Raw genomic sequence first — 24875 nt, 5'->3', positions numbered from 1 at the left:
CCGCGGACCGGCAGCACTTATCCTCGGGACATGACGACGCAGAAGCGCTACCGTGCCCCCGTCCTGGCCGATGTCGCCCGCGAGGCCCAGGTGTCGGTGCCGACCGTCTCACGCGTCCTCAACGGCACCAAGTACGTCGCCCCGGAGCTCGCCCAGCGCGTGCACCGCGCGATCGAGACCCTCGGTTACCGGCCGAACCAGGCCGCGCGGTCGGTTCGCTCCGGACGCCGCACGCTGGTGTCGGTCCTGTCCGGAGCGACGGCGAACTACGGCTACGCGCGTACGCTCCAGGGCATCGAGACCGCGGCCCGCCGCGCGGGGATGTCCGTGACGATCACGGTCGTCGAGTCCGACGACGACGACGACCTCAAACGTGCCGTCGACCTGGCCCTCGCCCAGCCCACTGCCGGCGCGATCGTGCTGGAGTTCGACCGCGCAGGAATCGACGCCGGACACTTGCTACCCGAGGGTCTGCCCGTCGTCGTGGCCGGCGGTGGCACACGGCGCACCCGGAACGCCACGGCCGCCCTGATCGACGAGCGCACCGCCGCGCGCCGGGCCACGGACTACCTGCTGCGCCTGGGCCATCGCACGGTCCACCACGTCGCCGGGCCGACCGCCGGGAAGCACTCCGGCCGCACGGACGGCTGGCGCGCCGCGCTCACCGCCGCCGGGGCCGAGGTGCCGACGGTGATGAACGCGGAGTGGGACGCCGCCTCGGGATACAGATGGGGCGAGCGGATCGCCGGGCGCGACGACGTCACCGCGGTGCTCTGCGGCAACGACGAGATCGCAATCGGGCTCATGCGCGCTCTGTCGGACCGTGGCCTCGACGTCCCGGGGGACATCTCCGTCGTCGGCTTCGACGACCAGCCACTCGTCGCTCTGTGGCGGCCGTCCCTGACGACAGTCGACCAGGACTTCGAGGACCTCGGCGAACGGGCGTTCAGCCTGCTCGAAAGGCTCATGACCGACGAGGAGGGCGACGGTGCAGGTACGGCAGGCACCACCGGGCAGGCCGCCAGGACCAGCGTCGTCGTCCCCCAGCTCGTCGTGCGCGAGTCGACCGCTCCGCCGAGCGCGTGACCGCCCGCGGTCCCACAACCGCCTGTCCGACATCTGAACGAAGAGAGGCACCATGACGTCGATTCCCGTCCCCCGTCCGCTGTTCCGCGATCCGGTTCTGGACGGCGCCGCCGACCCCGTCGTCGTCCGCAACCGCGCCGAGAACTCGTGGTGGATGCTCTACACCAACCGTCGCGCCTGGTCACCACCGGCGGGTGACGACGACGTCGCCTGGGTGCACGGCACGGACCTCGGCATCGCGTCCAGTACGGACGGCGGGGCCACATGGACCCACCGAGGGGTCGTCGCGGGCCTCGAGACGGAAGCGGGCCGCAACACGTTCTGGGCGCCGGAGATCTACGACGACGGCGCGACGTACCACATGTACGTCAGCTACATCACCGGGGTGCCGACACGGTGGGCCGGACACCCGCGGACGATCCGCCACTACACGAGCCCCGACCTTGTCACCTGGGAGTTCCGCTCCACCCTCGACCTGGGTTCGGACCGCGTAATCGACGCCTGCGTCCTCCCGCTCCCCGGCGGCGGGTACCGCATGTGGTATAAGGACGAGGCCGATCACAGCAGCACGCACGCCGCCGACAGCGACGACCTCGCGATATGGCGCCCGACCGGCCAGGTCGTCGGGCACGTCCCGCACGAGGGCCCGAACGTCTTCGAGCTCGGCGGCTGGTACTGGATGCTCGTCGACGAGTGGGCGGGACAGCGCGTCCTTCGCTCCCGCGACCTGGAACACTGGGAACCGCGAGGCCGCATCCTCGACGCACCCGGCTCCGCTACGGACGACGGCACGATCGGCCTGCACGCGGACGTCGTCGTCGTCGACGACGACGCCTGGGTGTTCTATTTCACCCACCCCGGCCGCGATCCCCGCCGCACGGCGCACGACGACGCGTACGAGCAACGGCGCAGCTCGATCCAGGTCGCCCGTGCCCACGTGGTCGACGACGAGCTGCGCTGCGACCGGGACGAGGTGCTCCACGCGCCGTTCCTTCCCGTCGCGGGGGCGTAGGTTCCCACTGGTGACCCGGGCACCGATCACACCTCCACCGCGCGGTGCACTTCTCCCACCAGAAAACCTCCCCAAACTTCGCCCGACGTGATAACGTTATCCTGCTTCTATGACACATCGCACATTTCACCTGCGATTTCACGGGGTCAACGTAGATCCCTGTGACTCGACGACGAGTCCGACTGGATGGAGCTTGTCATGGCACACTCCCCCGACACCTCACCCCTGCGCCGCGTCGCGCAGTCACCCCTGACCCGCCGCACGCTGCTCGGTGCGGCGGCTGCCGCCCCGCTGATCGCCTGGACGGCGAGCATGATCCCCGCCAGCGCCGTCGCGAGCCACCCGAGCATGCTGCACACGGCGGCCGACCTGAGCCGGGCGGCCCAGCGGGTCGATGCCGGATCCCAGCCGTGGACGGGAGGCTGGAACCGCCTGGTGGCGAACCCCCGGTCCACGACCGGCTGGAACCCGCGTCCGCTCGAGACCGTGATCCGCGGCGGGGACGGGCAGAACTACGCGCAGCTGTACCCGGACATCGCCGCCGCGTACCAGAACGCACTGCGCTGGAGGATCAGCGGTGACGGCACGCACGGGGACGCCGCCGCCCGGATCCTCAACGCCTGGTCGGGCACCCTGACGACCGTGACCGGCAACGCCGACCGCTTCCTGGCCGCCGGGATCTACGGCTATCAATTCGCGAACGCCGCCGAGCTCGTGCGCGACCACCCGGGCTTCGACGTCACCCGCTTCCGGGACATGCTGCTGAACGTGTTCCTCCCGCTGAACGAGGACTTCCTCACCAACCACAACGGCGCGGTCATCACGAACTACTGGGCCAACTGGGACCTGTGCAACATGTGCTCGATCCTGGCGATCGGGATCTTCGCCGACCGCCAGGACCTGGTGGACCGTGCCATCGACTACTTCGAGAGCGGCGCGGGCAACGGCTCGATCGAGAACGCCACCCCGTTCGTCTACGCGAACGAGGGCCTGGCGCAGTGGCAGGAGTCCGGCCGTGACCAAGGCCACACCATGATGGGGATCGGCCTGATGGGCACGTTCTGCGAGATGGCATGGAACCAGGGGATCGACTGCTACGGCTACGGCGGCAACCGGTTCCTCAAGGGGTGCGAGTACGTCGCGAGGTACAACGTCGGCCTCGAGGTCCCGTTCAGCGAGTACACGTGGCAGTCCGGCCCCGCTTCCTCTCCCCGGTGGAACACCCAGACCGAGATCAGCACCGCCGCGCGTGGCCAGGCCAGGCCCGTGTGGGACCTCGTCCTGGGCCACTACCAGGGCCGGCGTGGCCTGTCCGCCCCCTGGAGCCGCCGGATCGCCGAGACCTTGCGCCCTGACGGGGGAGGCGGCGACTACGGCACCACCTCCGGCGGCTTCGACCACCTGGGATTCACCACCCTCATGCATGCCCCGGACACCACGCTCCGGCGCCTGCAGTCGTACAACGTTCAGGACCGGTACGCCCGCCATGCCGGCTTCGACATGCGGATCGACGCGGACATCAGCCCCGCGGCCGACGCCCTCTTCCGTGTCGTGCCGGGGCTCGCGGGTTCAGGGACGGTCTCGTTCGAGTCGGAGAACTACCCGGGCCGGTACATCCGTCACGAGGACTTCGCGCTCAAGCTCCGGGCGAACGACGGGTCGACGCTCTTCAGCCAGGACGCCTCCTTCAGGCAGATGGCCGGGCTGGCGAACGCGGGCTGGGCCTCGTTCCAGTCGTACAACTTCCCCGACCGGTACATCCGCCACGCGAACTACGCTCTGCGCATCGACCCCGTCAGCACCGACCTCAGCCGCCAGGACGCCACGTTCCGGCTGGTCGCCTGATACCGCGCCCTTGGCCGGCCACGACGAGGCCGGCCAAGGGCGTCCGTCATGATGCGGCCCAGCCGGCGGATCTCCACTGCGGCGCCGCTGTCTGTCGCAGCGCCCAGCCGGTGAAGTCCGCGTGAAAGGTCCCCTCAACCAGGTCGACGACGCTGATTCCCGCGAGGGCGCCGGTGAACCGGAGACGCGGGCCGAAGTCGTCGGAAAGGTCGGTGAAGTCCAGGTCAGGGCCGACGGGGTGCAGTTCCCCACCCGCAGTGCCCGCGAACATCCGGGCCGTGCCGCCGTCGATCCTCGCGGCCAGGCGGACCGGTCCGGACGGCGCGTCGACCTCGGCCACGACCCGGGCATCCTCCGGGCGGCCGTGCTCGAGACGCAGCACGCGGCGCCCGACGCCTCGCCACTGCTGGCCGGCCTGCGGCTGGCCCGCGGGTTCGGCCCAGGTCAGGTGGAGTTGCAGGTACGACGTCGTGTTGTAGTACAGCACCAAGCCGGCCGACTGCGTGAACGTCACGGGACTCGCTTCCACCGTGACCTCGACCTCGGCGTGGTGCTCCGTCAAGCGCTGCGCCAGCAGAGACTGCTGCCACAGGGACTCCGGCCCCATGCGGCCGACGAGGCGGACGTACCCTGGTCTGCTCGTCCGGTCGAGCCAGTCCCCCGCGGGCTCACGCAAAGTCGACCACGGCCAGCCCGGCACGGTGCCGAAGCCGTCCGAGCCCATGTCTTCCTCGGAAGGGCCGACGGCGGCCACCACGGCGTCGTCCGACACGGTCACCGCGTCCGTGACATCGATCTCGACCGCGGGGTGCCAGCCACCGTGCGCCAGCCTCGGCCAGCCGTCGACCCACTCGACCCGCTGGATCGCCGTCTCTCGGCCCAGTGGATTGCGCGGGCCCTGCTCGGTCTCCAGCGGGCGTGACGCGAGGTGGGACAGGAACCATGCGCCCGACGGCGCCTGCACCAGTTCGCCGTGCCCTGCCTTCTGCAGGGGCACGCCGCGATCGTCGCGGGTCGTGAGCAGCGGCACGGCGTCGACCTCGTACGGTCCGGTCAGGCTACGGGACCGCGCGACGAGGACTCCGTGCTCGACGCCCGTGCCACCCTGTGCAAGCAGCAGGTAGAACCAGCCGTCCTTGGCCGTGATCTTCGGGCCCTCGACCAGTTCCTCGCGCTGCAGCAAGAGCCGGGTGGGGCCGATGGCGTGGATCCGGGAGGCATCCGGGCGCCCGCCGGGCTTCGGGACGCCCAGCTCGGTCAGGACGATGCCGTCGAAGCGACGACCGCCCACCCGGGAATCGTTCTGCAGGTTCAGCAGGTAGTGACGGCCGTCGTGATGCAGCAGCGACGGGTCGAACCCGTGGCCCGGCACGCGGACGGGCTCCGACCACGGGCCGGTGACGTCGTCGGTGATGCTGACGTACGTGGTCAGATCGAAGAACCGCGTCCCGACGCTTCGCACCACCGAGTACACGACCCAGAACACGCCGTCGGCGTGGCTGAGCGCAGGAGCCCAGATGCCGCCCGAGTCCGGCACGCCCAGCAGGGACCGGCCCGGCACCGCCGTGTCCACGGCCCCGGCGGGCTCCCACGACGCCAGGTCCCGAGACCGGAACAGGGGGATGGTGGGGAACCATTCGAACGAGCTCGTCGCGAGGTGATACCAGTCACCCACCCGGATCACGGACGGGTCGGGCGCGAACCCCCGGATCACAGGGTTGACTGCACGCACGGCGCTCACCTCCCCTGACGCCCGGTCGGAGCCGAACCGGCAACGGCGCGGGCCGCGGGATCCGCCGCGGCGGGCGGGACGCCGTCGCGCAGCCGACGTAGTTCGTCGAGCAGGTGCCGGCCGAGCCGGGCCAGCTCGTTGCCCGTCGCCCCGGCGATGTGCGGAGTGAGCACGACGTTCGGCAGCGACCACAGCTCGTGGTCCGGGGGGAGCGGTTCGGGCACCGTCACGTCCAGCACCGCGTCGATCCGGCCCGGCCGCAGGTGCTCCAGCAGGGCCACGTGGTCGACCAGGTCCCCTCGTGCCGTGTTGATCAACGTGGCGCCGTCGCGCATCCGCCCGAGCATGGCGGCGTCGACCATCCCCACCGTCTGGGACGTGACAGGGGCATGTAGCGAGACGATGTCGGATGCCGACATCAGCTCCGCGAGATCGCACCGCCGTACCCCGAGCGCGGCGGCGTGGGCCGCGGAGAGGTACGGGTCGTGCACCAGCACGTCGAGGTCGGTGCCCGCGAGCAGCAGCGCGACCCGGCGCCCGATCCGCGACGCCCCGACGAGCCCTACCACGCGGCCGTAGCCCCCGGTGTCACGCAGCTCGGCCTCCCGGTCGATGAACGCCCGGCGGTCGCGGTACAGCCGCTCGGCGTACCGGGCCCGCTTGCCCGCCAGCACGATCATCGCGAACGTGTACTCCGCGACCGGGACCGCGTTCTTGTCCCCTGCGTCCGACAGCTCGATCCCGCGCTCCGCGGCGGCCTCGGCGTCGACCACGGCCGCCGCCCCTCCGCCGGCGTGGATCACGGCGCGCAGCCGGGGCGCGCGGGCCAGCAGGTCACGGGTGACCCGCGGGCACCCCCAGCCGGTCAACAGCACCTCCGTGTCGGCCAGGACGGCCACGGCGTCGCCGTCCCACTCCGTGACGACGCCGGGTGTCAGGTCGGCCAGGCTGTCGAGCTCGGGCCACAGTCCTGCGAACAGGTCGTCCGCGAGCGCCGCGGGCCGCATCGCGAGTGCGACCCGGGGGCGGCGCCCGGCGGGGGTCCCGTGTGGGGTGGTCATAGGGTGGCTCCCTGGGTCATGCCGTCGAGTCTCTCCCACTCGGGCAGGCGCAGCGGCAGGATGCCACCGTGCTTGGTCCCGGGACGGAGCACGATCTCGTCCGGGGGGACGCGTGTCCAGCGCCCGGCGGCGATGTCGTCCGTCTCCATCACGAAGTAGCCCTGCGGGAGCTGTGCGTACTGGTCGAGGAAGAGGTACCACTTGCCCGCACGAGGATCGCTCAGCAGGATCGGCGCCTCGATACGCGCGAAGTGCTCCGCGGCGACGCGGGTCGCGACGGTGCGGTAGTCGCCCGCGAACAGCGAGCCGCCGACCTCGTGGTGGATGGCTGGGCTGTGCTCGCCGTCGTCCTCGTCCTTGCTGACCCGGTGCACCACGTCGCCCTCGAACAGGATCGCGGTGTCGATGATGTCCCGCCCGGTGTCTATGAGCACCTCGGCCGGGGTGAACGTCTCGAAGTCACGCGTACGCGAGCAGAGGATGCGGCTGTAGGAGTCACCGGCGTGGTCGACGTCGTCCGGGTCGTACAACCGGGAGGACCAGAAGACGACACGGTCACCGGTGTCCGGGTCGGTCACGACCTCCGGGGCCCAGGCCATTCCCGCCTCGGGCGGTGCGACCTCGACGAGCCGCGGCCCGGACCACGTGACGAGGTCGTCCGAGTCCCAGAGCACCAGGCTGCGGCTGCCGTGCCGGACCCACTGGTCCCAGCCGCCCTGGCCGGACTCGACGTTCAGGTCCGTGGCGAGGATGTGGAACCTTCCGGCCTGGTCCCGGGCGAGCACCGGATCGCGCACGCCACGGGTCCCGACGTCGCTGCGGAGCACCGGGCGGCCGCCCGCGAGCGGCCGCCAGCGCAGGGGCGTGTCGCCGTCGCTGAGCGACAGGTAGATGCTCTCGCCGCCGGGTTCGTCGAAGAAGTGGACGAAAAGGTACCCGTAGGCGTCCGCCGGTTCCGTCGTCGTCACGATGCACCCGCCGACCCGATCACGGCGACGGTGAACGACCAGGGCTCGAGGTCGAGCCGGACCGTGCCGTCGGCGAGCTCGGCGTCGCCCGTTCGCGGCTCGACGGGTGAGGCGTCGAACGCCGCGCCCTCGTCGGGTCCGGCGCCGGCGAGCACGACAGTGCGCACGGCCTCGGGAGCGCGCCCGTCGAGCCGGATCGCCACCGGCAGGGTGTCGTCGGTCGCGTTGACGAGACGTACCACGTGCTCGGTCCCGTCCGCGGAGCGCCGGGACATCGCGCCCGCGGCGAACCGTTGCTCGGGCTCCAGGGACGCGGTGGCATCGATCAGCAGCGCGTCGTCGGCCCAGACCCGCAGCCGCCCGCTGGTGACGAGGACACGCATCGCGACGGCGGCTCGCGTGGCGAAGCCCCGCCAGATGACGCCCTCGGCGATGTCGCCGTGGATCCCGTACTGGCTGCGCTTGGCCGTCACGAAGTCGTTGCGCCAGTTGCCCATGTCGATGCTGAACGTGGTCTCGGGACCGTCCTCGCCGATGTCGAGGTTGAAGCCTTTCTCCCCCTCCAGCCGCTCCGCGACGAAGCGCACGTCGAGGCCGTCCAGGCCGAACCGTCCGAGCGAGAGGGGCACCCCGGCGGCGAGGGTCTGGTCCGGGAGCTTCTCGCCGTTGACGTTCACCTCCGTGAGGGCGAACCGTCCCGTGGCGAGCCGGAAGTTCACGGGTCCCCGGGACGCCTGCGACACGGGGACCTCACGCCCGCCGCCGGTGCGCACCCCGTGCACGCGATCTCCCCGCTCGGCGGAGAACATCCGCTGGACGTGGTACGACGCCGTGGGGAGCACTCGTTCGCCGTCGAAGTAGATGAGGTCGGGCTGCCACTGGGTGTGTCCGACACGTGCGAGCAGGGGCGCGTAGGAGGCCAGGCGGACGACGTCCGAGTTCCGCTCGAGACCGATCATGTACGCCGCCTCCGCCAGGGCCGAACGCATCCTGCTGCTGCGCGCCGCGTACTCCCCGAGATAGACGGCGGGTCCGGAGCGGTCGGCGTCGTCGTAGCGGTGCAGGTTCTGGTGGAACCACATCGGGGTCTCGTAGTAGTGCTCGTCGACGATCGCGGTTCCCCGCTCGCGCGCGAACGCCCAGCCGGCCTCGTGGTCGCGCCCGAACCAGGACGGCCCCGAGGTGCCGATCACGGCGACGTCCGGGTGCGCGCCGCGGACGGCGTCCTCGATCCGCGCGTAGCGGTCGCGGAAGTCCGGCGTGATCTCGTCCTCGTTGCCGACGCCGAGGTACCGCAGCTCGAACGGCTCGGGATGGCCGAGCTCGGCGCGGCGCGCACCCCACTCCGTGTCCGCGCCACCCCGGGCGAACTCGATCAGGTCGAGCACGTCCTGGACGTAGGCGGGCATCTCGCTCAGCGGCACGGCCCGAGGCCCTCCGGGCGTGTTCTGGCAGCACACGCCGGCGGCGACGACGGGCAGCGGTCGCGCACCGAGTTCCTCGCACAGCAGGAAGAACTCGTAGTACCCGATCGCGCGCGACTGGTGGTAGCCCCAGGGGTTCGAGAGCTGCCGGCGCTCGTGCAGCGGACCGACGGACCCCTTCCAGTCGTAGATGTTGTCGAGCCCGACCCCGTGCGCCAGGCAACCGCCGGGGAACCGGACGAACGACGGTTCCAGCGCGGCGAGCGCGGCGACGAGGTCCGGACGGAACAGCCGGGGCCGGCCGGCGTCGTCGAGCGGACGCAGGGAGACGCAGTCGATGTCGACGACGACGCCGTCGGGGACGTCGATCCGGAGCTGTCCCGTCCCGGTCGCGATGCCGTCGAGCGTCGTCTCGCACCATGACCAGTCGCCGGCGGGGACGGCGACGGCAGCGGCCGTCGTGAGTTCGCCGTCCCGGCCGGCGACCCGCACCCACACAAGGCCCTGAGTCGCGTCGGGCAGAAGCCGCGCCGCGAAGCGCAGGCGCAGCCTCTCACCGGAGCGCGCCCGGATCCCTTCCCACCCCTCGTTGCGCAGCACAGTGGGGCCCTCGACCCGGATGTGGACGGCGTTGTTCTCCGAAACGGGGTCCTCGGTGCGGGGCCACACGGTGCGCGTCGGTGAGGGCGTTTCGACGCCCCATCCGGTGAGCGGTCCCCATCCGGGCACGTCCCCCGCGGTGTACTCGAAGTCGCCGTTGCGGACGAGCTCCGCGTTCAGCCCGCCGTCCAGGGCGTAGTTGAGGTCCTCCAGGAAGATCCCCCACAGGTCGGGGGCGACCTCCACCTCGGGAGCGGCGTCGACGACGATGTCCAAACGGCTCATCAGTTGTTCCTTTTCTCTGTCGCGGCTCGGGTCAGGCCAACCCGATGGCGGTCCATGACACCGGGTGGAGGGTGATCGTCACCACGCCGTCGTGAACGACGACGTCGTCGTCATCGCGCAGACGCACACGTTCCGGATGTTCGAGCGTGTTCCGGGCGTACACGTCGTCGTCCCAGAGCGACTGCACCTCCGCGATGCGGGTGACGGGGATGTCGCCGAGGTCGATGCTGACGGTGACCGATTCGTCCACACTGCGGTTCACGAGGAACACGGAGGCCGAGCCGGCGTCCTCGTCCCAGGTGGCCACGGCGTCCACCAGCGGCACGTTGCCGTGCTGTGCGGTGGCGTACGTCTCGACCTCGACCCGCGGACGCAGCACGACGCCGCTCGCCATGCGGCTTGTCGTGGCGAACGGGAAGAACGTCGTCTGACGCCAGGCCGGGCCTCCCGGCGCCGTCATGATCGGCGCGATGACGTTCACCAGCTGCGCCATCGACGCCGCGGCCACGCGGTCGCTGTGCCGCAGCAGCGTGACGAGCAGGCTTCCGACGACCACGCCGTCCGCCACCGAGTAGACGTCCTCGAGCCCGCGTGCGCCGAGCGTCCACAGCTCACGCTCTGGATGGGGATCAGCACCCTGGTACCAGACGTTCCATTCGTCGAACGAGATCTGCACGGTCTTCTCGCTCCGGCGGGACAGCTTCACGTGATCGATCGTCGCCGCCACGGTGTCGATGAAGTGGTCCATGTCCGTCGACGACGCCAGGAAGCTGCCCAGGTCTCCGTCCTTCTCCTGGTAGTACGAGTGACACGAGATGAAGTCGACGTAGTCGTAGGCCTTCTCGAGCACGATGCGCTCCCACTCGCCGAAACGCGGCATCCCGGAGTACGAGCTCCCCACGGCGACGAGCTCGAGGGTGGGGTCGATCTTCTTCATCGCGCTCGCGGTCCGGGCGGCGAGCCGTCCGTACTCCTCCGGCTCCATGAAGCCGATCTGCCATTCGCCGTCCATCTCGTTGCCCAGGCACCACATCCGGATGCCGTGCGGCTCGGGAGAGCCGTTGGCGATCCGCTGATCGGACAAGGTGGTGCCGGACGGGTGGTTCGCGTACTCGAGCAGGTCGAGCGCCTCTGTGATGCCGCGCGTGGCCAGGTTCACGGCGAGCATGAGCTCCGTACCGGTCAGGGCGCAGAAGCGCGCGAACTCGTCAAGGCCCACCTGGTTCGTCTCGAGCATCTGCCACGCGAGATCGAGACGGACGGGACGCTGGTCCCTGGGCCCGACGCCGTCCTCCCACCGGTACCCGGAGACGAAGTTGCCCCCCGGGTAGCGCAGCGTGCTGACGCCGAGCTCCTTCACCAGGTCGATGACGTCCTCGCGGAAACCCTCACTGTTGGCGCGTGGGTGCGCCGGTTCGTAGAGGCCGTCGTAGACCCCCCTGCCGAGATGCTCGACGAACGACCCGAAGAGCCGGCGGCGCACGGGGGGCGCGCAGGGGTCGAGACGCAGGGCGATGCGGGCTGTGGTCATGGGGACTCTCCTGTGGTCGTCGTCGACCGGAACGCTCCGGCCAGCTCTGCCAGTGCGCCGTCGCGGGCGAACACCGGGATCTGCGCCAACGGCGCCTCGGCCGCGATCCACCGGCCCCCGGCATGCTCGGAGCCCGTGCGCAGGTCCGTCCACGCGGCGCCGAGCGGCAGGTAGACCTGACGGGTCACCGCGTGCGGTTCGACCACCGGAGCAACGAGGAGATCCGGGCCGAACATGTACTGATCTGTGAGGTCCCAGCAGACAGGGTCCCCGGGAAACTCGTGGAACATGCCGCGCATCACGGGCTGCCCGTCGTGGTGCGCCTCGGCCATCAGCCGTCGCGTGTACGGGCGCATCGCCTCGCGGAGCTTCACGTAGCGGGTCAGGATCTCGTACACGTCGTCGCCGAAACTCCACAGCTCGTTGTCGGCCCCTGTGGCGCATCGCTCGGAGCCGTCCGCCGCGAACACCCGATCGACCGGCGCACGGTCGCCGTGCATGCGCATTACCGGGCAGAACGCGCCGAACTGGAACCACCGCACGAGCAGATCGTGGAAGTCGGGGTCGTTGATGTTCCCGCCGCCGAAGCCGCCGATGTCTGTCGTGAACCACGGGATACCGGCCACGCCCATGTGGATACCGGCGGTGATCTGCCGGCGGAAGGCCACATAGGAGGAGTGGATGTCGCCGGACCAGACGAGCGCGCCGTAGCGCTGGCTGCCCGCCCACGCGCATCGAACGAGGTTCACGACCTCCTCCTGGCCCGCCTCGCGCTGACCTTCGTGGAACATCCGGGAGAACGCCTGCGGGTAGACGTTTCCGACCTCGAGGTTCGTGCCGATGTGATAGCGGTAGTTGTCGAAGTCGTAGACGCCGTACTCCGGTTCGGCCTCGTCCAGCCAGAAGAGCTTGATCCCGAGATCGTGGTAGTTGCGTCGCATGATCTCCCAAGCCGTCTCGCGGGCGCGCGGGTTCGTGACGTCGAGGAACATGCTGGGGCCCAGGAACCCCATCTGGACGTCCAGGCCGCGCTCGGTGCGAACGAGCAGGTTCTCCTTCTTGAACGCCGCGAAGTTCTCCGACTCGATCGACACCTGCGGCCAGACCGAGACCATGAGCTCGACGCCCATCTCCTTCAGCTCGGCGACCATGGCGGCCGGGTCGGGCCAGAACTCTTCCTCGAAGCGGAAGTCGCCCATCTTCGGCCAATGGAAGAAGTCGGCCACGATCACGTCCAGCGGCAGGCCTCGCCGCTTGTACTCGCGCGCCACTTCCAGGAGCTGCTCCTGGTTCCAGTACCTGAGCTTGCACTGCCAGTACCCGAGCCCGTACTCGGGCATCGTCGGCGCGTGGCCGGTCGCGTCGGCGTAGGCAGCGCTGATCTGCGCGGGGGTCGAGCCGACGGTGATCCAGTAGTCCAGCTGCCGCGTGGACTCGGCGGTCCACTCGGTCCGGTTGGTTCCGAACGCGGCGGTGCCGATCGCCGGGTTGTGCCACAGGAACCCGTACCCGGCACTGGAGACCACGAACGGGACGCTCACCTGCGAGTTCCGGTGCGCCAGCTCGAAGATCGAGCCCTTTACGTCGCCGATCTCCTGCTGGTACTGGCCCATCCCCCACAGCTTCTCGCCGGGGACGGGCTCGAACGAAGCGCGCAGGTGGTGGGATGCGCCCGCGAGCGGGCGAAAATGACGTGCGCGCCGCTTGAGGGACTCAGTGAACTCGGTGAGCACGGTGCGCCCGTCGGCGTCCCGGAACTCCAGTGCGCACTTGAAGACGTGGTAGCCGGCCTGACCGTCCATGCCGCTCCACGTGCGCATGACCGCGGTGATCGCGCCGTTCGTCAGGGTCGCGACCTCCCCGTCGACGGCGATGTCCACGCGCGTCGGCGCTGGCGGCAGCAGCGCGAAGTCGCTGTCGATCACCTCCCCCGACGGGCTGCTGCGCACCCGGAGCGAATTCGCGCCCCAGGCCTGAACGACGAGCGTCTCGCCGTCGCCGCGCCAGATCACGGCGTCGTCAGTCGTCTCGAACACGGTCATGGGGCTCCTTCGGTGAGGCTCGGCGCAGGCCCGGGCGCCTCGGCACCCGGGCCTGCGTCACGGTCGGTCAGGCGGCGACCAGGGCGGCGATTGTGTCCGCGAGTGCGGCGGCTGCCGCGTCGACGTCCTCCTGGGAGGCGCCGTCGGCGGCGGCGACCGCTTCGGCGTCGTCACGGGCGGCCGTCAGTGCGGCCCATGAGTCGGCGGTCCAGTCGGCCTCGGCCAGCGCGGCGGTCTCGCTCAGGTAGAGTTCGAGACCCGTCCGGTCGACCGAGGCGACGAGGAACTCGACCTCCGCGAAGTTGGCGAAGCCGGCGGAACCGCTGACCCGCAGGGCCCCGTACTCGACGGACCCGGCGAGCTCGACCGTGTTCCAGCCCTCGGCGGCGGCGCCGGTGTCGGCGAACGTCGTCCACGTCGCACCGCCGTCGTCCGATCCCTGCAGGTCGACGCCGCTCGCCCGGGGCGCGAAGCCCGTGCGGGGGCGGTACCGGACCCCCTCGACCGTGAAGACAGTGCCGTCCGTCGGGATCACCGAGACCCAGCCGTTGTCCGTCTTCGTGTCGGTGAACGTGGCGGGGTCGCCGTCGAACATCGCCCAGCCGTTGTCGGCCGCGTCCCGCCTGTTGTCCCACGACACCGAGCTGGCCGTGACCCACGAGCGGTCGATGGCCGCCGGAACCCTCGTCCGCGACGGCTCGAGCAGGTCCCACGCGTCCAGCAGCCGGAACGCGAGCGCCGACCGATCGGCCCCGGGCTCGGCCGCCGCGGCCTTGACCGCCTCCAGCTCACGCGTGAACAGGATCGCGGAGGCCCGCGAGTGCGCGGTCAGGTCCACCGCCTCGGCCCGCGCGATGACGGGCTCCAGGTCGAGGTCCACCGATCCGTGGAACCGCAGCTCGGCGATGTCGATGAAGGTGCTGTTGCTGACGCGCAGGTACCGGTAGCTGCCGGTGTCGGTCGCGTCGAGCGCCTGCCACTGCATCGTCTTGAACGGCTGCTCAGCGACGGTCGTCCAGTTTTCCAGGTCGTTGGAGCCCTGGAACACCATGTCGGGCATTCGCACCATGCCGGGCGTGTTCTGGGCGGCGAGATAGTCGATCCGGTCGAGGCTGTAGCTCGATCCCTCCCCGAAGTCCCAGATCAGGTCGTGAGCGCCGTCCGCCGCGGGCACGCTGGTCTGCGTCCCCCCGTCGCCGTCGAACAGGAGCGCCGCCTGCCCAGCCTTCACGTCGTCCGGTTCGCCGCTCGCGTTCACCACGGTCGTGATCCCCATGGCGATGCTCGACGACTCGTCGGCGCCGAACAGGTGGGTGCCGTCGGTGGAGCCGCGGACCGTGTCGGCGACCTGGCCCCTGGCGGTCCGGTGGTCGATCGTCACCGGCAGCAGGCCGGCGCCGCTCACCGCGCCGACCGTGCCGGTCGCGGTCCACGTCATGCCGTCGTCGCTGGTCGCCGCGAGATCCTGGCCGGCGACCGACACCGAGACGTCGGTGATCGGCTTGACGCTGGTGAACGACACCTCGACGTCGTCACCCTCGGTGACCCGGCTCGCGAGCGAGCCGGGCGCCGAGACCGACACCGTGTCGATGTCGCCCCGTACCTCGGTGCGGTCGCCGTCGATGCGCAGGCGCACGAAGGACCAGAGGCCGGGGTACGCGGGATCCGTCTCGATGCCGGGGTTGTCGACCTGCAGCTTCAGGTAGCGGTACGGCTGCCCCTGGAACTCGTCGACGACGTCGATCCGGTCCCACTCGTTGGTGTTGTCGGTGTCGCGCTCGGTGAGCAGGTCCCAGCCGATGCCGTCGTTCGAGCCGTAGACGTTGGTGCCCTCCATGCGGTTGCCGAACGTGAACGGGGCGAGGAACGCGAAGGCGTCCGCGGCGACCCGGTACCGCGGCCCGAAGTCGAGCGTGAACGACCCCACGGTGATGTTCGGCAGGCCGCCGCCCGCACCTTCGCCGGCCGCGAGGGTGTCGACCGCGGCGGGGGTGATCACGGTCGGGGTGACCACGCCGTCGCTGAAGTCGAGCGTGCCGTCCTCCAGGCGCGGGTTCACTTTTCTCAGCGCGTCGATCGCGTCGCGCAGCGCGGTGAGCGCCGCCTCGAACTCCTCGTCGGTCCCGTCATCGGCGGCGTCCTTCGCGGCGCGCAGTGCCTCGCGGTACGGCTCGTCCGTGGTGGTCGTGTAGACGGCGCGCCTGTCGGTGCCGTCCGCGACGACCGCCTTGATCGTCTTCGCGCGGTTCTTGGACACCACGAGTTCGAACGTGCGGGCGGCAACCGTGGTCCCGTCGTCGGCGACGACCTGGACCTCGTGGCGCCCTGCCTGCCGCCGCGCCGGGTTCCACGTCAGCCGGCCGGTCCCGGCGTCGAAGGACGCCCCGTCGGGGAGGCCGTGGATCACGTGCGTGACGTTCCCGCCCGCGTCGGACGCCGACAGGTCCACGGCCGTCTCCTGCTGCTCGGTGAGGTACGACGTGTCGTCTGCCTGCTCGAACTGCGGCGCGGTCAGGTCTGTCGCCGCAGTAAGGATCACGCTGTGCAGATCCACCGTCACGTCGTCCGACCCCGCCAGGCGGAAGAAGTTGACGTTCTGCGCGGCGGGCGCGTACGTGATGTACCGCCACTCGCCCCCTGTGTCCGGCAGCTCGAGGTCCGTGGCGATCGGATCGAACACGTACTCGTCGGGATTGACCCCGGACGGGTCCTCCTTCTGCAGCACATCCAGGCTGGCGGGCCCGTCACTGCGGTACTTCAGACCCGTGAGCCAGCCCGACCGCCACATCACGCGGCTGATCACGCTCATCGTGCCCTCTGCCGAGAGCGAGGCACGGGCGAACGTCTCGCCGTCCTCCGTCACCAGCTCGGTGTCCTCGTCGAGGACCAGGCCCGCCTTCTCGAAGGTCAGCGCAGGGCTGTCGGGAAGCGCGGGCGGCTCGGTGCCGGCCAGCTCCTCAGGGAAGGCGACCCAGTACTCAGGGTTCTTGTCGCCCGGGGACCAGAAGTTCACCTTGTCGGTGCCGCCGTAGAAGTACGGCCCGTCGAGGCGCGACGACAGCTCGGCGACCCAGGGGGCCTCGGCCTCGACGTCCACGCCACGCTCGTACGCGTACTCGTAGTAGAGCTCGTTCACCGGGTTGAACATCCGACCGCGGTAGGCCTCGGAAACGCTGCCGTTCCATCCCTCGCCACGCTCGTCGACCCACGGGATCCGCGCGCCCAGCATGAACCCGAAGAACTGGTTCGCGCCGTCAAGGAGCCGCTGATCGAGAAAGTCGTAGACGGACACGGCGTCGGAAGTGGTGGAGACGGTGCCCGCGACGGGATCGACCTTGGTGCCCTGAACCTCGAGCATCCGGGCGAGGCCGGTGAAGTTGTCGATGTTGCACTCACCGTGGGCCTGGTCACGGCCCATCTCGCGGACCTGAACGAAATCGTAGCCGTAGGGGTTCGCCGGGTCGTCGGCCTTGATGAGCGGGATCTGCGGGGCGATCGCGCCGTTGTCGTAGCCGTCGTAGGTGGAGTTCACGGTCGTCCACTCGACGCCCGTGGCATAGCCCTCGGCGTCATCGGCGTAGATGGCGGTCGCGATCCGGCCGAACAGGCCGAAGTTGTGCTGGTTCATCCACTTCTTGTTGGAGAAGTTGAAGACCTCGACGACCGGGTTCGCATAGTTGGCCAGCAGATTCGCGTCGTCGGTCGCGCTCCAGACGACGTCGTAGCCGTCGTACGTCCCGGGGCTGCCGTCGGCGAGCGGCTCGGTAGCGCGGATGATCTCCGCGGCCATCAGGTGCTGGTACAGCGGATGCCCGGTGTGGATGTGCGCGTCGGGGAAGTACGCGTATCCGTCGGGGTTCATGTCGGCCCAGGCTCGCAGCGACTGGATCGCGTTGCGCCGGTAGACCTCGTCACCGGTCATGACCCACATGAGCGCCTGGGTGAGCGACCCGAAGGAGTCGTTGCGCTGCCGCGAGCGCATGCCACCGTGGACGTAGGTGTCGGTGAGCGCCTTGTCCGGCTCGGCGGCCGACCGGGAGTTCGAGGCGCGGTACGTCTTCGACGCGAAGCCCGTGTCAGCCATCGCGGCGAAGTAGGACGCCCACGGCTCCTGGCCGGAGCGGACCATCTCCTGGGCGTTGCGCAGGTCGTCGGCGGACAGTCCGACGCCCGGGTGAACGAATCCGGCGTCACTTACGGTCTCGTGGATCACCACGATGTTGTCGGTGACGATGGCTTCGTGTTCGGCCGCCTGTGCGGTTCGGAACGACGCGGCAGGCACCCCCAGTCCTGTGACGAGGGCCACTGTTAGCGCTGTCAAGCGCATGCGCAGCGGGGAAGCGACGTTGCTTCTCACGTGGAGCTCCTTGAGGTGAAGGACGGGTTCAAAGGGTTGGGTTACGTGAAACGGTGGGTAACGCGGATCGGTTCGACGACGAGAGCGGACACGAGGTGGACCGCGCCCGCAGCGACCACCGAGCAGGCAGCTACCCGATCGGGATATCGTTATCCTGGTGCAGTCGCCGTCGCTGTGTCAAGACGCGCCCAGGCGCGCCGACAGGCAGCTCTGGACCTGACCAGTGGTGTTCACCACTGCGGAACGTGAGGAAATCGCTTGTAGGTGTCAGAAGGGCCGGCCGGCTGGGATTCGGTTCAGCGGCCGGCCAGGTTCCGCAGTCGGCTCAACGTCTCACGAATGATGTCCCGCAAGTCCCGAACCTCGGCGGCGGTGACCCAGCGCGAGAAGGCAACGCGGAACACGACGATGCCGGTCTCCGCGGCCAGGCTGGCCTCGATGTCGCCGACGCCTCGCCGTCGCAACCTCTCGGCCAGGGCAGTCGACAGGGATGTGAGCTTGATCAACTCGCGCTCGCGGAGATCGGCGTTGGCCATGATCACGGCCTGTCGCTTCCGTGCGAGCTCACGGTCGCCACCCGCCACCTGGGCCACGGTGTCGAGCACGGCTGCGACGGCATCCAGTGCTGGCGTCGGGGCCGGCACCGCGTCCAGGGCGGCCAGCGACTTCTTCTCCAGCTCGGACGCGCCGTCGAAGAGAACCTCGCGCTTGTCGGCGAAGTGACGGAAGAACGTCCGGGCGGTGACGCCCGCCCGCCCGGCTATGTCCGCCACCATCGTCTGCTCGAAGCCACGCTCCAGATAGAGCGACAGCGCGGCCTCGCGCAACCGGTCGCCAGCGCCGGGCTCCCACCGTGCCATGTCGAGAGTCTAGGTGACGTCATCTCGTGACACTCCACCGCGCTCGCCCTGATGTCATCGAGTGACATCATCGTGGTAGAGTGATGTCACTCGATGACATCGCTCTTGGAGGCCCGATGAAGCGCATCCCGTACCACCAGTACGGCGGACCCGAAGTATTGCGTCTGGAGGATTTCGAACCGGCTCGTCCTGGTTCCGGCGATGTTCTGATCCTCGTGCGGGCAGCCGCGGCCAATCCGATGGACCGGAGCATCCGCAGCGGCGCCATGAAGGTGGTGACGGGGCGGAAGTTCCCACGCGGCCTGGGCCATGACTTCGCGGGCGTCGTCCAGGCGGTCGGTGGGGGTGTCACTCGGTTCGTCGTCGGCGACAGAGTGCTCGGAGGGGCGTCGATCGAGATGTCGGGAGCTTTCTCCAAGATGGTCCTGGCCACGGAGACAGGGGTCGTGCTGAAGCCCGCGGATCTCTCCTTCGAAGAGGCCGCCGCTATCCCGACCGTTGGTCTCACCGCACACCAGGCCGTGGTCAGGAAGGGAAGGCTGCAGCCCGGGCAATCGGTCTTCATCAACGGATGCCTCGACGGAGTCGGCCGAGCCGGCGCACAGATCGCGCTGGCGCGCGGCCTCGGTGGGAGGCAGCTGCCGCGTCCCCGCCACACAAGACGCGCGCGACCTCGGCCTCGACCCGATAGTCGAATTCGGCTTCGATCCGACGACGCTCAGCGGCCGATTCGGCCCACGCCGGACGCGGCCCACCGGCGGGTGCCGATCACCCACACGGCGTCGCTCACCGAGGCCGTCACAGCGCTCACCGAACCCGAGCGCGACGGCACACCCAAGGGCGGCAAGCTCATCATCACGACCGTCTGACCCTCACATCCGCCCCTCGATCTTCCCCCATCACAGGAGCCTTTCGAATGAGTGCACAGATCTGGGTGCTCGGCGGCGCCGGCCGCAGCGGCCGCACCATCGCAGCGCAGCTCGCCCGGCGCGGGCTGACGGCCGTCCTCGTCGGCCGGGACGCGAACCGCCTTCGGGCCGCCGCGCAGCAGACCGGCAGCGAAACACTGCCGGCCCCTTCCCTTGCAGCCGCCGCCGCGGGAATCCGGCAGCAACGCCCCGCCGTGGTCATCAGCACGATCGGACCGTTCACCGCGACGGCCCCTGAAGTCGTCGACGCCTGCCACGCCGCCGGCAGCCACTACATCGACCTGGCGAACGATGTCGCGGCGCTCTCCGCCGTGTACGAGATGCACGACGCGGCCACCCAGGCCGGTCATACGCTGGTCACCGGTGCCGGGTTCGGCGTGACCGCCACCGAAAGCGTCGTCGTGAAGCTGTGCGGGGGCCGTCCCGCGCCGGTTCGGGTCCGTGTCGACATGGTGCCCTCGATCGCGATGGAGGAAGGCACCGCCGGTGAAGCCTTGATCGGCACCCTTCTGGGCAGCCTCGATGGCCGTCGGATCACCGACGGGCGCCTGGCCCCCGCCCGGATCTTCAGCGACGCGGTGAGCCTCACCCTGCCGGACGGCTCGCAGGTCACCACCGCGAGCATGCCGTCGGGCGAACTGCTCGCGGCTCACCGAGCGAGCCGGGCCCGACATGTACTTTCGGCGACCAGCGAAGCACCGTCCTCGCCCCTGGTCCGAGCGATGATGCCCGCCCTGAGCACCCTCATGCGATGGGAGCGGCTGCGCTCGTTCACCACACGCCACCTCGCGCGGGTACGCGTCAGAGCGAAGGAGCGCCCGCGCGATCACTCCTGGGGGCACGCCGTCGTGGGCTGGGCAGACGGCGAGACCCGAGAGGGCTGGCTGCGCCTGGGCGACGCGCAGGAGTACACCGGAGCTGTGCCCGCAGAGATCGCCCGGCGGCTGCTGGCCGGTGAGGGCCGACCTGGCGCATACACCCCGGCCGCCCTCTTCGGTCCTACCCTCGCCGAATCGTGCGGCGGCGAGTACCTCCTGTACTAGGGGCCGCGTGTCGTAAGTGACTTCATGGTCGGGTTTGAGGTCATGGGTGCGGCGACCCGCTGCGGGACTGATCCTGTGTGAGGGTGATCGTGAGGCGCCGGAGCGTCGGACGTGGGCGTCGACGGTGCCGGCTGGTGCGGGCGGCGGGTGCGGATCGTGCTGATGGCCGGCCGGGGGCGGCCAAATCGCAGATCGCGGCGGCGGTCGGTGTCTCGGTCCCCACCTGGCGGAGCCGGGACCTGAGAGCGGTCCAGGTCCACGAGATCATGCTCAGCGAGACCGGGCAGCGGTCGATGGCGATGTTCCTCGCCCCGGCCATGCTCAGTCTGGTCCCGCTCACTCAGCTCGCTGCCCGCGAATCACTGGAGGTCTGACCCCGGCCGCACACGTATCCGACGTATCGGCCTTCACCGCGGACGAGCTGCTCACGTCGGTCAGCGCCTACCGGGTCACCGACACGATCGCGCCTCGTTCGCCACGTATCCCCAACCGGCCATCGTCACCGACAGGATCGACACGTCGACCGTGCTCTCGGTGTTCGTGCGGGACACGAAGCCAAAGTCGCGAGGCTACGTCGGGACGTTCCTCGATGCTCGTGAGTATCGGCAGCACGCCGTCGGCGACCACTTCGCCGCCTGGGAACCGCCGGAGGCGTGCGTGGACGGCTTCGGGCGGTCGAGTGGGACCGCTGAGTTCCGTACCGGCTCAGAAAGCCTGGGGATGTTGACCCGCCCTCCCCCTCCGGCGACCGGATGGTCCAGCCGTTTGGTGCCGTGGCGGTGCTGATCGACCTGATGCTCGGACCACCAGCGGCGGAAGTCAGGGCTGGTGAGGGGCAGTTCGCGCAGCGCTGGCCCCGCCGAGCCAACAGGGCGACGTCGTAGAGAAGCCGATCCCCCGCGACGTCGCCCTGTTCGGGGCTCAGTGGCTGGCGAAGTAGTGGCCTTCGTCGAGATCTGCCAGCAGTCCGGGGTGGGCCGGCTCCCAGGCCAGCAATTCGCGTGTGCTCGCGTTCGACATCGGAGGCAGGCCAAGTGTCATGATCGAGGCGAAGGGCCCGAAGTGGCTCACGGCCTCGTCCGCCGGGATGCTCGCGACCGGCAAGCCCAGGTGGCGGCCGATCGCCTGAGCGATGTCACGTACCACGATGCCCTCCTCGGTGGCGGCGACAAGCTGGGCACCGGCCGGCGCCTTGTCCACCGCCAAGGCGTACAGCGATGCGACGTCGAGGGTGTGCGCGGCGGGCCACCGGTTGGCGCCGTCGCCCACGTAGCCGGACACGCCAGTTGCACGTGCGATCCGGATCAGGGTCGGGACGAAGCCGGTCCTGTCCAGGTCACTGTGCACGACTGGCGGGATCGCGACCAGGACGGACCTGATGTCGCGCTCGACCAGACCGAGCACTTCGTCGGCGACGGCCGAACGAGGGTTGGCGCTCACTGCTTCTCGCACACTCTCCGGGCCTGCCGACCCCATGCCTACCCCGACCAGCGCCTTGCCGGTGCCGGCGAGTGCGTCTCCGAGGGTCGTGACCACGGCCTGGTCAGCGGTGACGGCCCCCTGCATGTTCCCGGCCTGCAATGCCTGGTTGTTGAACGCGAGATGGATGACGCCGTCGACGGTCGCCACGGCGTCCCGCAGGGCGTCGGGATCGTCCACGTCACCGAGTCGGGGCGCGGCCCCCAATGCCTGGACGGTGGCGGCGGACCTCTCGGATCGGGCGAGGCCGACGACGTCGTGCCCGGACCGGACGAGTTCCCTGACGACAGCCGAACCGATGTGTCCGCTGGCGCCGGTGACAAGTACACGCATGGAAAGCCTCCGCACTCGAAGTGATGTGACCAAGTTCCGTCACTTCGCCAACTGTAGCACTGACGGAACTTGGTCACATCACCTAAGGTGTAGCCATGGCCCGATGGGAACCGAACGCACGTGAGCGCCTGGTCAGAGCAGCGATCGACCTGTTCAGCGAGCAGGGCTACGACAACACCACGGTGATCGAGATCGCCGAACGGGCCGGGCTGACCAAGACAACCTTCTTCCGGCACTTCCCCAACAAGCGGGAGGTGCTGTCCACCGGCCAGGAGGAGCTCGGGCAGCTACTGCGCGAAGGCATCGCCGGCGCGCCCACCTCGACCACGCCCCTGGAAGCCGTCGCCGCAGGTCTCGATGCCGCCACCGCGCGGTTCACGCCGGCCCAGCGCGAGTTCGGTCCGCGGTTGGAGGCGGTCATCGCCGCCAACAGCGACCTGCAGGAGCGAGACGCGTTCAAACACACCCGCCTGGTCGCGGCCATGGCCGAGGCGCTCGAGGAACGCGGGGTGCCCGACCCGGTAACGCGCATCGCCGCCGAGCTCGGCGGCCTGGCCTTCAGCCGCGCCTTCACCCGCTGGACCATGCCGGCGAACACCCTGACGTTCTCGGAGCTGGCTCGCCGAACACTGCGCGAACTGCACGCCGCGACGAGAGGACTCGACTGACTTCCGCCCGCGTGAGCGACGGCTACCGCATACGACAAGGTCCTCGAAGACCAGGGTCTCACTGCAAGTGTCGTGGTTGCGCCCCTGACCCGGCACATCCAGCGCGCCCCGAGTTCCGACGTCTAGCGGGGACAGGAACACCCCAGCAGGACCCCACAACCTCGCCTGACGGCGAGTATCCTGCAGTCGCTGGTGCGTCGCGTAGAACGCCACCGCCGCCGACGTCGCGACGTTCGCGCAGGGCTGCCCGGACCCGGCCCTGTGTCGCGGCGCGAGCCGCATGTGGCGGCCCGGTCTGCCTTTGCCGGAGAACGCCCCACTACAGCAGACCGTCCTCCCGCAGCACCGCCTGCGCCACCGTGAACGCGTGGTTGGCGCTCGGGACCGAGCAGTAGATCGCCGTCTGGAGCAGGATCTCCTGGATCTCGTCGACGGTCAGGCCGTTGCGGGTCGCGGCGCGCACGTGCATGCCCAGCTCGTCCCAGTGCCCGCCGGCGACCAGGGCCGTCAGCGTCACCGCGGACCGCATCCGGCGGTCGAGGCCGGGTCGTGTCCAGATCTCGCCCCAGGCGTACCGGGTGATGAGGTCCTGGAAGCCGGCGGTGAACGGCGTCGTGCCGGCGACCGCGCGGTCCACGTGGGGGTCGCCGAGCACGGCCCGCCGCACGGCCATCCCCCTGCCCCGGTCGGCATCGCGTCGCGCGGTGTCCGTCCGGGGCAGGGCGTTGCCGTGGTCTCCGCCCCGGACCGTCTCGCGGATGACGGCCGCCACCGCTGCAGGTGCCTCGGCCGGCGGCAGGTGCGCGACGTCGTCCAGCACGCGAAGTCCCGCGTGCCGGACCCCGGCGGCGATCTCCTCGAGAGATGCCACTGGCGTGACCATGTCGTGCCCGCCGGCCACCGCGACCACCGGCGCGCCGATCTCGCCGAGACGATCCCGTACGTCGAACCGTGCGAGGGCCCGGCAGACCGCGGCGTATCCGAACCGGTCGGTGGTCTGCAGGGCGGCGAGGAGCCGGGTCGTCACGTGAGGCTCCGCGCCCACGAACCCGGGCGCGAACCAGCGCTCTGCCGAGCCGGTCACCTGTGTCGGCGTGCCCGCGGTCGCGACGAGGTCGGCGCGTTCGTGCCACCGCTCGGGATCGCCGATCCGGGCGCCGGTCGCCAGGAGCACCGCGCCGCGCACGACGTCGGGCATGTCGAGCAGGAGCTGCAGTCCGACGGCACCACCCACCGAGACGCCGGCATACCAGTACGGCGCGCCGGTGTCCCCGCGTTCGGCCTGTGCGGCCATGACGAGACGGTGCACGCCCGCTGCGAGGTCCGCGACGGTGAGTCCCTCGCAGGTGGCCGGGCCGTCAAGGGCCGGGGACGCGCCATGACCGGGCAGGTCCCAGCCGATCACGTCCAGATCGGGTGCCAAGAGCTCGGCGGCGTCGCGCCACAGCGCCTCGACGGATGTGCCGAGACTCGGGCCGAGCACGATCAGCGGACGTGCCGTGTCGCGCAGCGCGAACCGGACGGCGCCGAGGACGGGCGGGGGCGTGGGCTGGTCGGACATGTGTCTTCCTTCGGGGCGGATGCTCTCGCTGCCGGTGCCGTGGCGCTGGCCCGGCAGGC

Annotated in this window: 17 protein-coding genes; 6 read left to right on the top strand and 11 right to left on the bottom strand. The window is 70.1% G+C overall.

The features are described from left to right. The first annotated feature begins 30 nt into the window (after positions 1–30). From IIE03_RS25380 to IIE03_RS25370, 3 genes are all read left to right on the top strand, one after another. Positions 31–1086 carry a LacI family DNA-binding transcriptional regulator gene (locus tag IIE03_RS25380; RefSeq protein WP_192865572.1) on the top strand — a complete coding sequence of 352 codons (1056 nt, stop codon included), beginning with the start codon at positions 31–33 and terminating at the stop codon, positions 1084–1086. 52 nt (positions 1087–1138) lie between these two features. Then, complete coding sequence (locus IIE03_RS25375; RefSeq protein WP_192865571.1) at positions 1139–2098, top strand: glycoside hydrolase family protein; 960 nt, start codon at positions 1139–1141, stop codon at positions 2096–2098. A gap of 198 nt (positions 2099–2296) precedes the next feature. After that, entirely contained in the window at positions 2297–3943 is a 1647-nt protein-coding gene (locus IIE03_RS25370; protein WP_192865570.1) for an AbfB domain-containing protein, read from the top strand. Between the two features lie 46 nt (positions 3944–3989). Here the strand turns inward: IIE03_RS25370 and IIE03_RS26970 are convergent, their stop codons facing one another. The 8 genes from IIE03_RS26970 to IIE03_RS25330 form a co-directional block, all read right to left on the bottom strand. Next, on the bottom strand, positions 3990–5675 hold the full coding sequence (locus tag IIE03_RS26970) for a glycoside hydrolase family 43 protein (RefSeq protein ID WP_318843172.1): 1686 nt from the start codon (positions 5673–5675) through the stop codon (positions 3990–3992). Positions 5676–5680: 5 nt separating this feature from the next. Then, on the bottom strand, positions 5681–6736 hold the full coding sequence (locus IIE03_RS25360) for a hydroxyacid dehydrogenase (protein ID WP_192865568.1): 1056 nt from the start codon (positions 6734–6736) through the stop codon (positions 5681–5683). Then, on the bottom strand, positions 6733–7704 hold the full coding sequence (locus IIE03_RS25355; RefSeq protein WP_192865567.1) for a glycoside hydrolase family 43 protein: 972 nt from the start codon (positions 7702–7704) through the stop codon (positions 6733–6735). Before IIE03_RS25355 ends, IIE03_RS25360 begins: the two co-directional genes overlap by 4 nt. Continuing rightward, complete coding sequence (locus IIE03_RS25350) at positions 7701–10013, bottom strand: alpha-L-arabinofuranosidase C-terminal domain-containing protein (RefSeq protein ID WP_192865566.1); 2313 nt, start codon at positions 10011–10013, stop codon at positions 7701–7703. Before IIE03_RS25350 ends, IIE03_RS25355 begins: the two co-directional genes overlap by 4 nt. 31 nt (positions 10014–10044) lie before the next feature. Further along, positions 10045–11544: an arabinosylfuranosidase ArfA gene (gene arfA, locus IIE03_RS25345; RefSeq protein WP_192865565.1), complete on the bottom strand. Its 1500-nt coding sequence runs from the start codon at positions 11542–11544 to the stop codon at positions 10045–10047. Then, positions 11541–13586, bottom strand: coding sequence for a glycoside hydrolase family 31 protein (locus tag IIE03_RS25340; protein WP_192865564.1), 2046 nt, complete (start codon positions 13584–13586; stop codon positions 11541–11543). Before IIE03_RS25340 ends, arfA begins: the two co-directional genes overlap by 4 nt. A gap of 67 nt (positions 13587–13653) precedes the next feature. Further along, complete coding sequence (locus IIE03_RS26965) at positions 13654–17943, bottom strand: putative Ig domain-containing protein (RefSeq protein WP_192865563.1); 4290 nt, start codon at positions 17941–17943, stop codon at positions 13654–13656. Between the two features lie 296 nt (positions 17944–18239). Continuing rightward, positions 18240–18803 (bottom strand): TetR family transcriptional regulator, encoded by a 564-nt coding sequence (locus IIE03_RS25330; RefSeq protein WP_192865562.1) that lies wholly within the window; start codon positions 18801–18803, stop codon positions 18240–18242. A 116-nt stretch (positions 18804–18919) separates the two neighbouring features. On the opposite strand from IIE03_RS25330, the gene IIE03_RS25325 reads away from it, so the two are divergent. Further along, positions 18920–19672 (top strand): alcohol dehydrogenase catalytic domain-containing protein, encoded by a 753-nt coding sequence (locus IIE03_RS25325; RefSeq protein WP_225998305.1) that lies wholly within the window; start codon positions 18920–18922, stop codon positions 19670–19672. Between the two features lie 47 nt (positions 19673–19719). After that, on the top strand, positions 19720–20775 hold the full coding sequence (locus IIE03_RS25320) for a saccharopine dehydrogenase NADP-binding domain-containing protein (protein WP_192865561.1): 1056 nt from the start codon (positions 19720–19722) through the stop codon (positions 20773–20775). A gap of 569 nt (positions 20776–21344) precedes the next feature. Here the strand turns inward: IIE03_RS25320 and IIE03_RS27110 are convergent. Beyond that, complete coding sequence (locus IIE03_RS27110; RefSeq protein WP_192865560.1) at positions 21345–21809, bottom strand: MmyB family transcriptional regulator; 465 nt, start codon at positions 21807–21809, stop codon at positions 21345–21347. Next, positions 21697–22587: an SDR family oxidoreductase gene (locus IIE03_RS25310; protein WP_192865559.1), complete on the bottom strand. Its 891-nt coding sequence runs from the start codon at positions 22585–22587 to the stop codon at positions 21697–21699. Before IIE03_RS25310 ends, IIE03_RS27110 begins: the two co-directional genes overlap by 113 nt. Positions 22588–22682: 95 nt before the next feature. Between IIE03_RS25310 and IIE03_RS25305 the strand changes: the two genes are divergently transcribed. Then, entirely contained in the window at positions 22683–23255 is a 573-nt protein-coding gene (locus IIE03_RS25305; RefSeq protein WP_192865558.1) for a TetR/AcrR family transcriptional regulator, read from the top strand. Positions 23256–23574: 319 nt separating this feature from the next. Here the strand turns inward: IIE03_RS25305 and pcaDC are convergent, their stop codons facing one another. Continuing rightward, on the bottom strand, positions 23575–24816 hold the full coding sequence (gene pcaDC, locus IIE03_RS27105) for a bifunctional 3-oxoadipate enol-lactonase/4-carboxymuconolactone decarboxylase PcaDC (RefSeq protein ID WP_192865557.1): 1242 nt from the start codon (positions 24814–24816) through the stop codon (positions 23575–23577). Positions 24817–24875 lie beyond the last annotated feature (59 nt).

This window comes from Myceligenerans pegani (assembly GCF_014892515.1).
GTDB lineage: Bacteria > Actinomycetota > Actinomycetes > Actinomycetales > Cellulomonadaceae > Myceligenerans > Myceligenerans pegani.
This window is presented reverse-complemented; position numbering and strand designations above follow the sequence as displayed.

Excerpts from the sequence above, each read along its gene's own strand:
- IIE03_RS25360 (WP_192865568.1), bottom strand. The coding sequence starts at position 6,736 with ATGACCACCCCACACGGGACCCCCGCCGGGCGCCGCCCCCGGGTCGCA.
- IIE03_RS25320 (WP_192865561.1), top strand. The coding sequence starts at position 19,720 with ATGAGTGCACAGATCTGGGTGCTCGGCGGCGCCGGCCGCAGCGGCCGC.
- IIE03_RS25350 (WP_192865566.1), bottom strand. The coding sequence starts at position 10,013 with ATGAGCCGTTTGGACATCGTCGTCGACGCCGCTCCCGAGGTGGAGGTC.
- IIE03_RS25305 (WP_192865558.1), top strand. The coding sequence starts at position 22,683 with ATGGCCCGATGGGAACCGAACGCACGTGAGCGCCTGGTCAGAGCAGCG.
- IIE03_RS25310 (WP_192865559.1), bottom strand. The coding sequence starts at position 22,587 with ATGCGTGTACTTGTCACCGGCGCCAGCGGACACATCGGTTCGGCTGTC.
- arfA (WP_192865565.1), bottom strand. The coding sequence starts at position 11,544 with ATGACCACAGCCCGCATCGCCCTGCGTCTCGACCCCTGCGCGCCCCCC.
- IIE03_RS25380 (WP_192865572.1), top strand. The coding sequence starts at position 31 with ATGACGACGCAGAAGCGCTACCGTGCCCCCGTCCTGGCCGATGTCGCC.
- IIE03_RS25325 (WP_225998305.1), top strand. The coding sequence starts at position 18,920 with ATGAAGCGCATCCCGTACCACCAGTACGGCGGACCCGAAGTATTGCGT.
- IIE03_RS25330 (WP_192865562.1), bottom strand. The coding sequence starts at position 18,803 with ATGGCACGGTGGGAGCCCGGCGCTGGCGACCGGTTGCGCGAGGCCGCG.
- IIE03_RS25375 (WP_192865571.1), top strand. The coding sequence starts at position 1,139 with ATGACGTCGATTCCCGTCCCCCGTCCGCTGTTCCGCGATCCGGTTCTG.
- IIE03_RS25370 (WP_192865570.1), top strand. The coding sequence starts at position 2,297 with ATGGCACACTCCCCCGACACCTCACCCCTGCGCCGCGTCGCGCAGTCA.
- IIE03_RS25340 (WP_192865564.1), bottom strand. The coding sequence starts at position 13,586 with ATGACCGTGTTCGAGACGACTGACGACGCCGTGATCTGGCGCGGCGAC.
- pcaDC (WP_192865557.1), bottom strand. The coding sequence starts at position 24,816 with ATGTCCGACCAGCCCACGCCCCCGCCCGTCCTCGGCGCCGTCCGGTTC.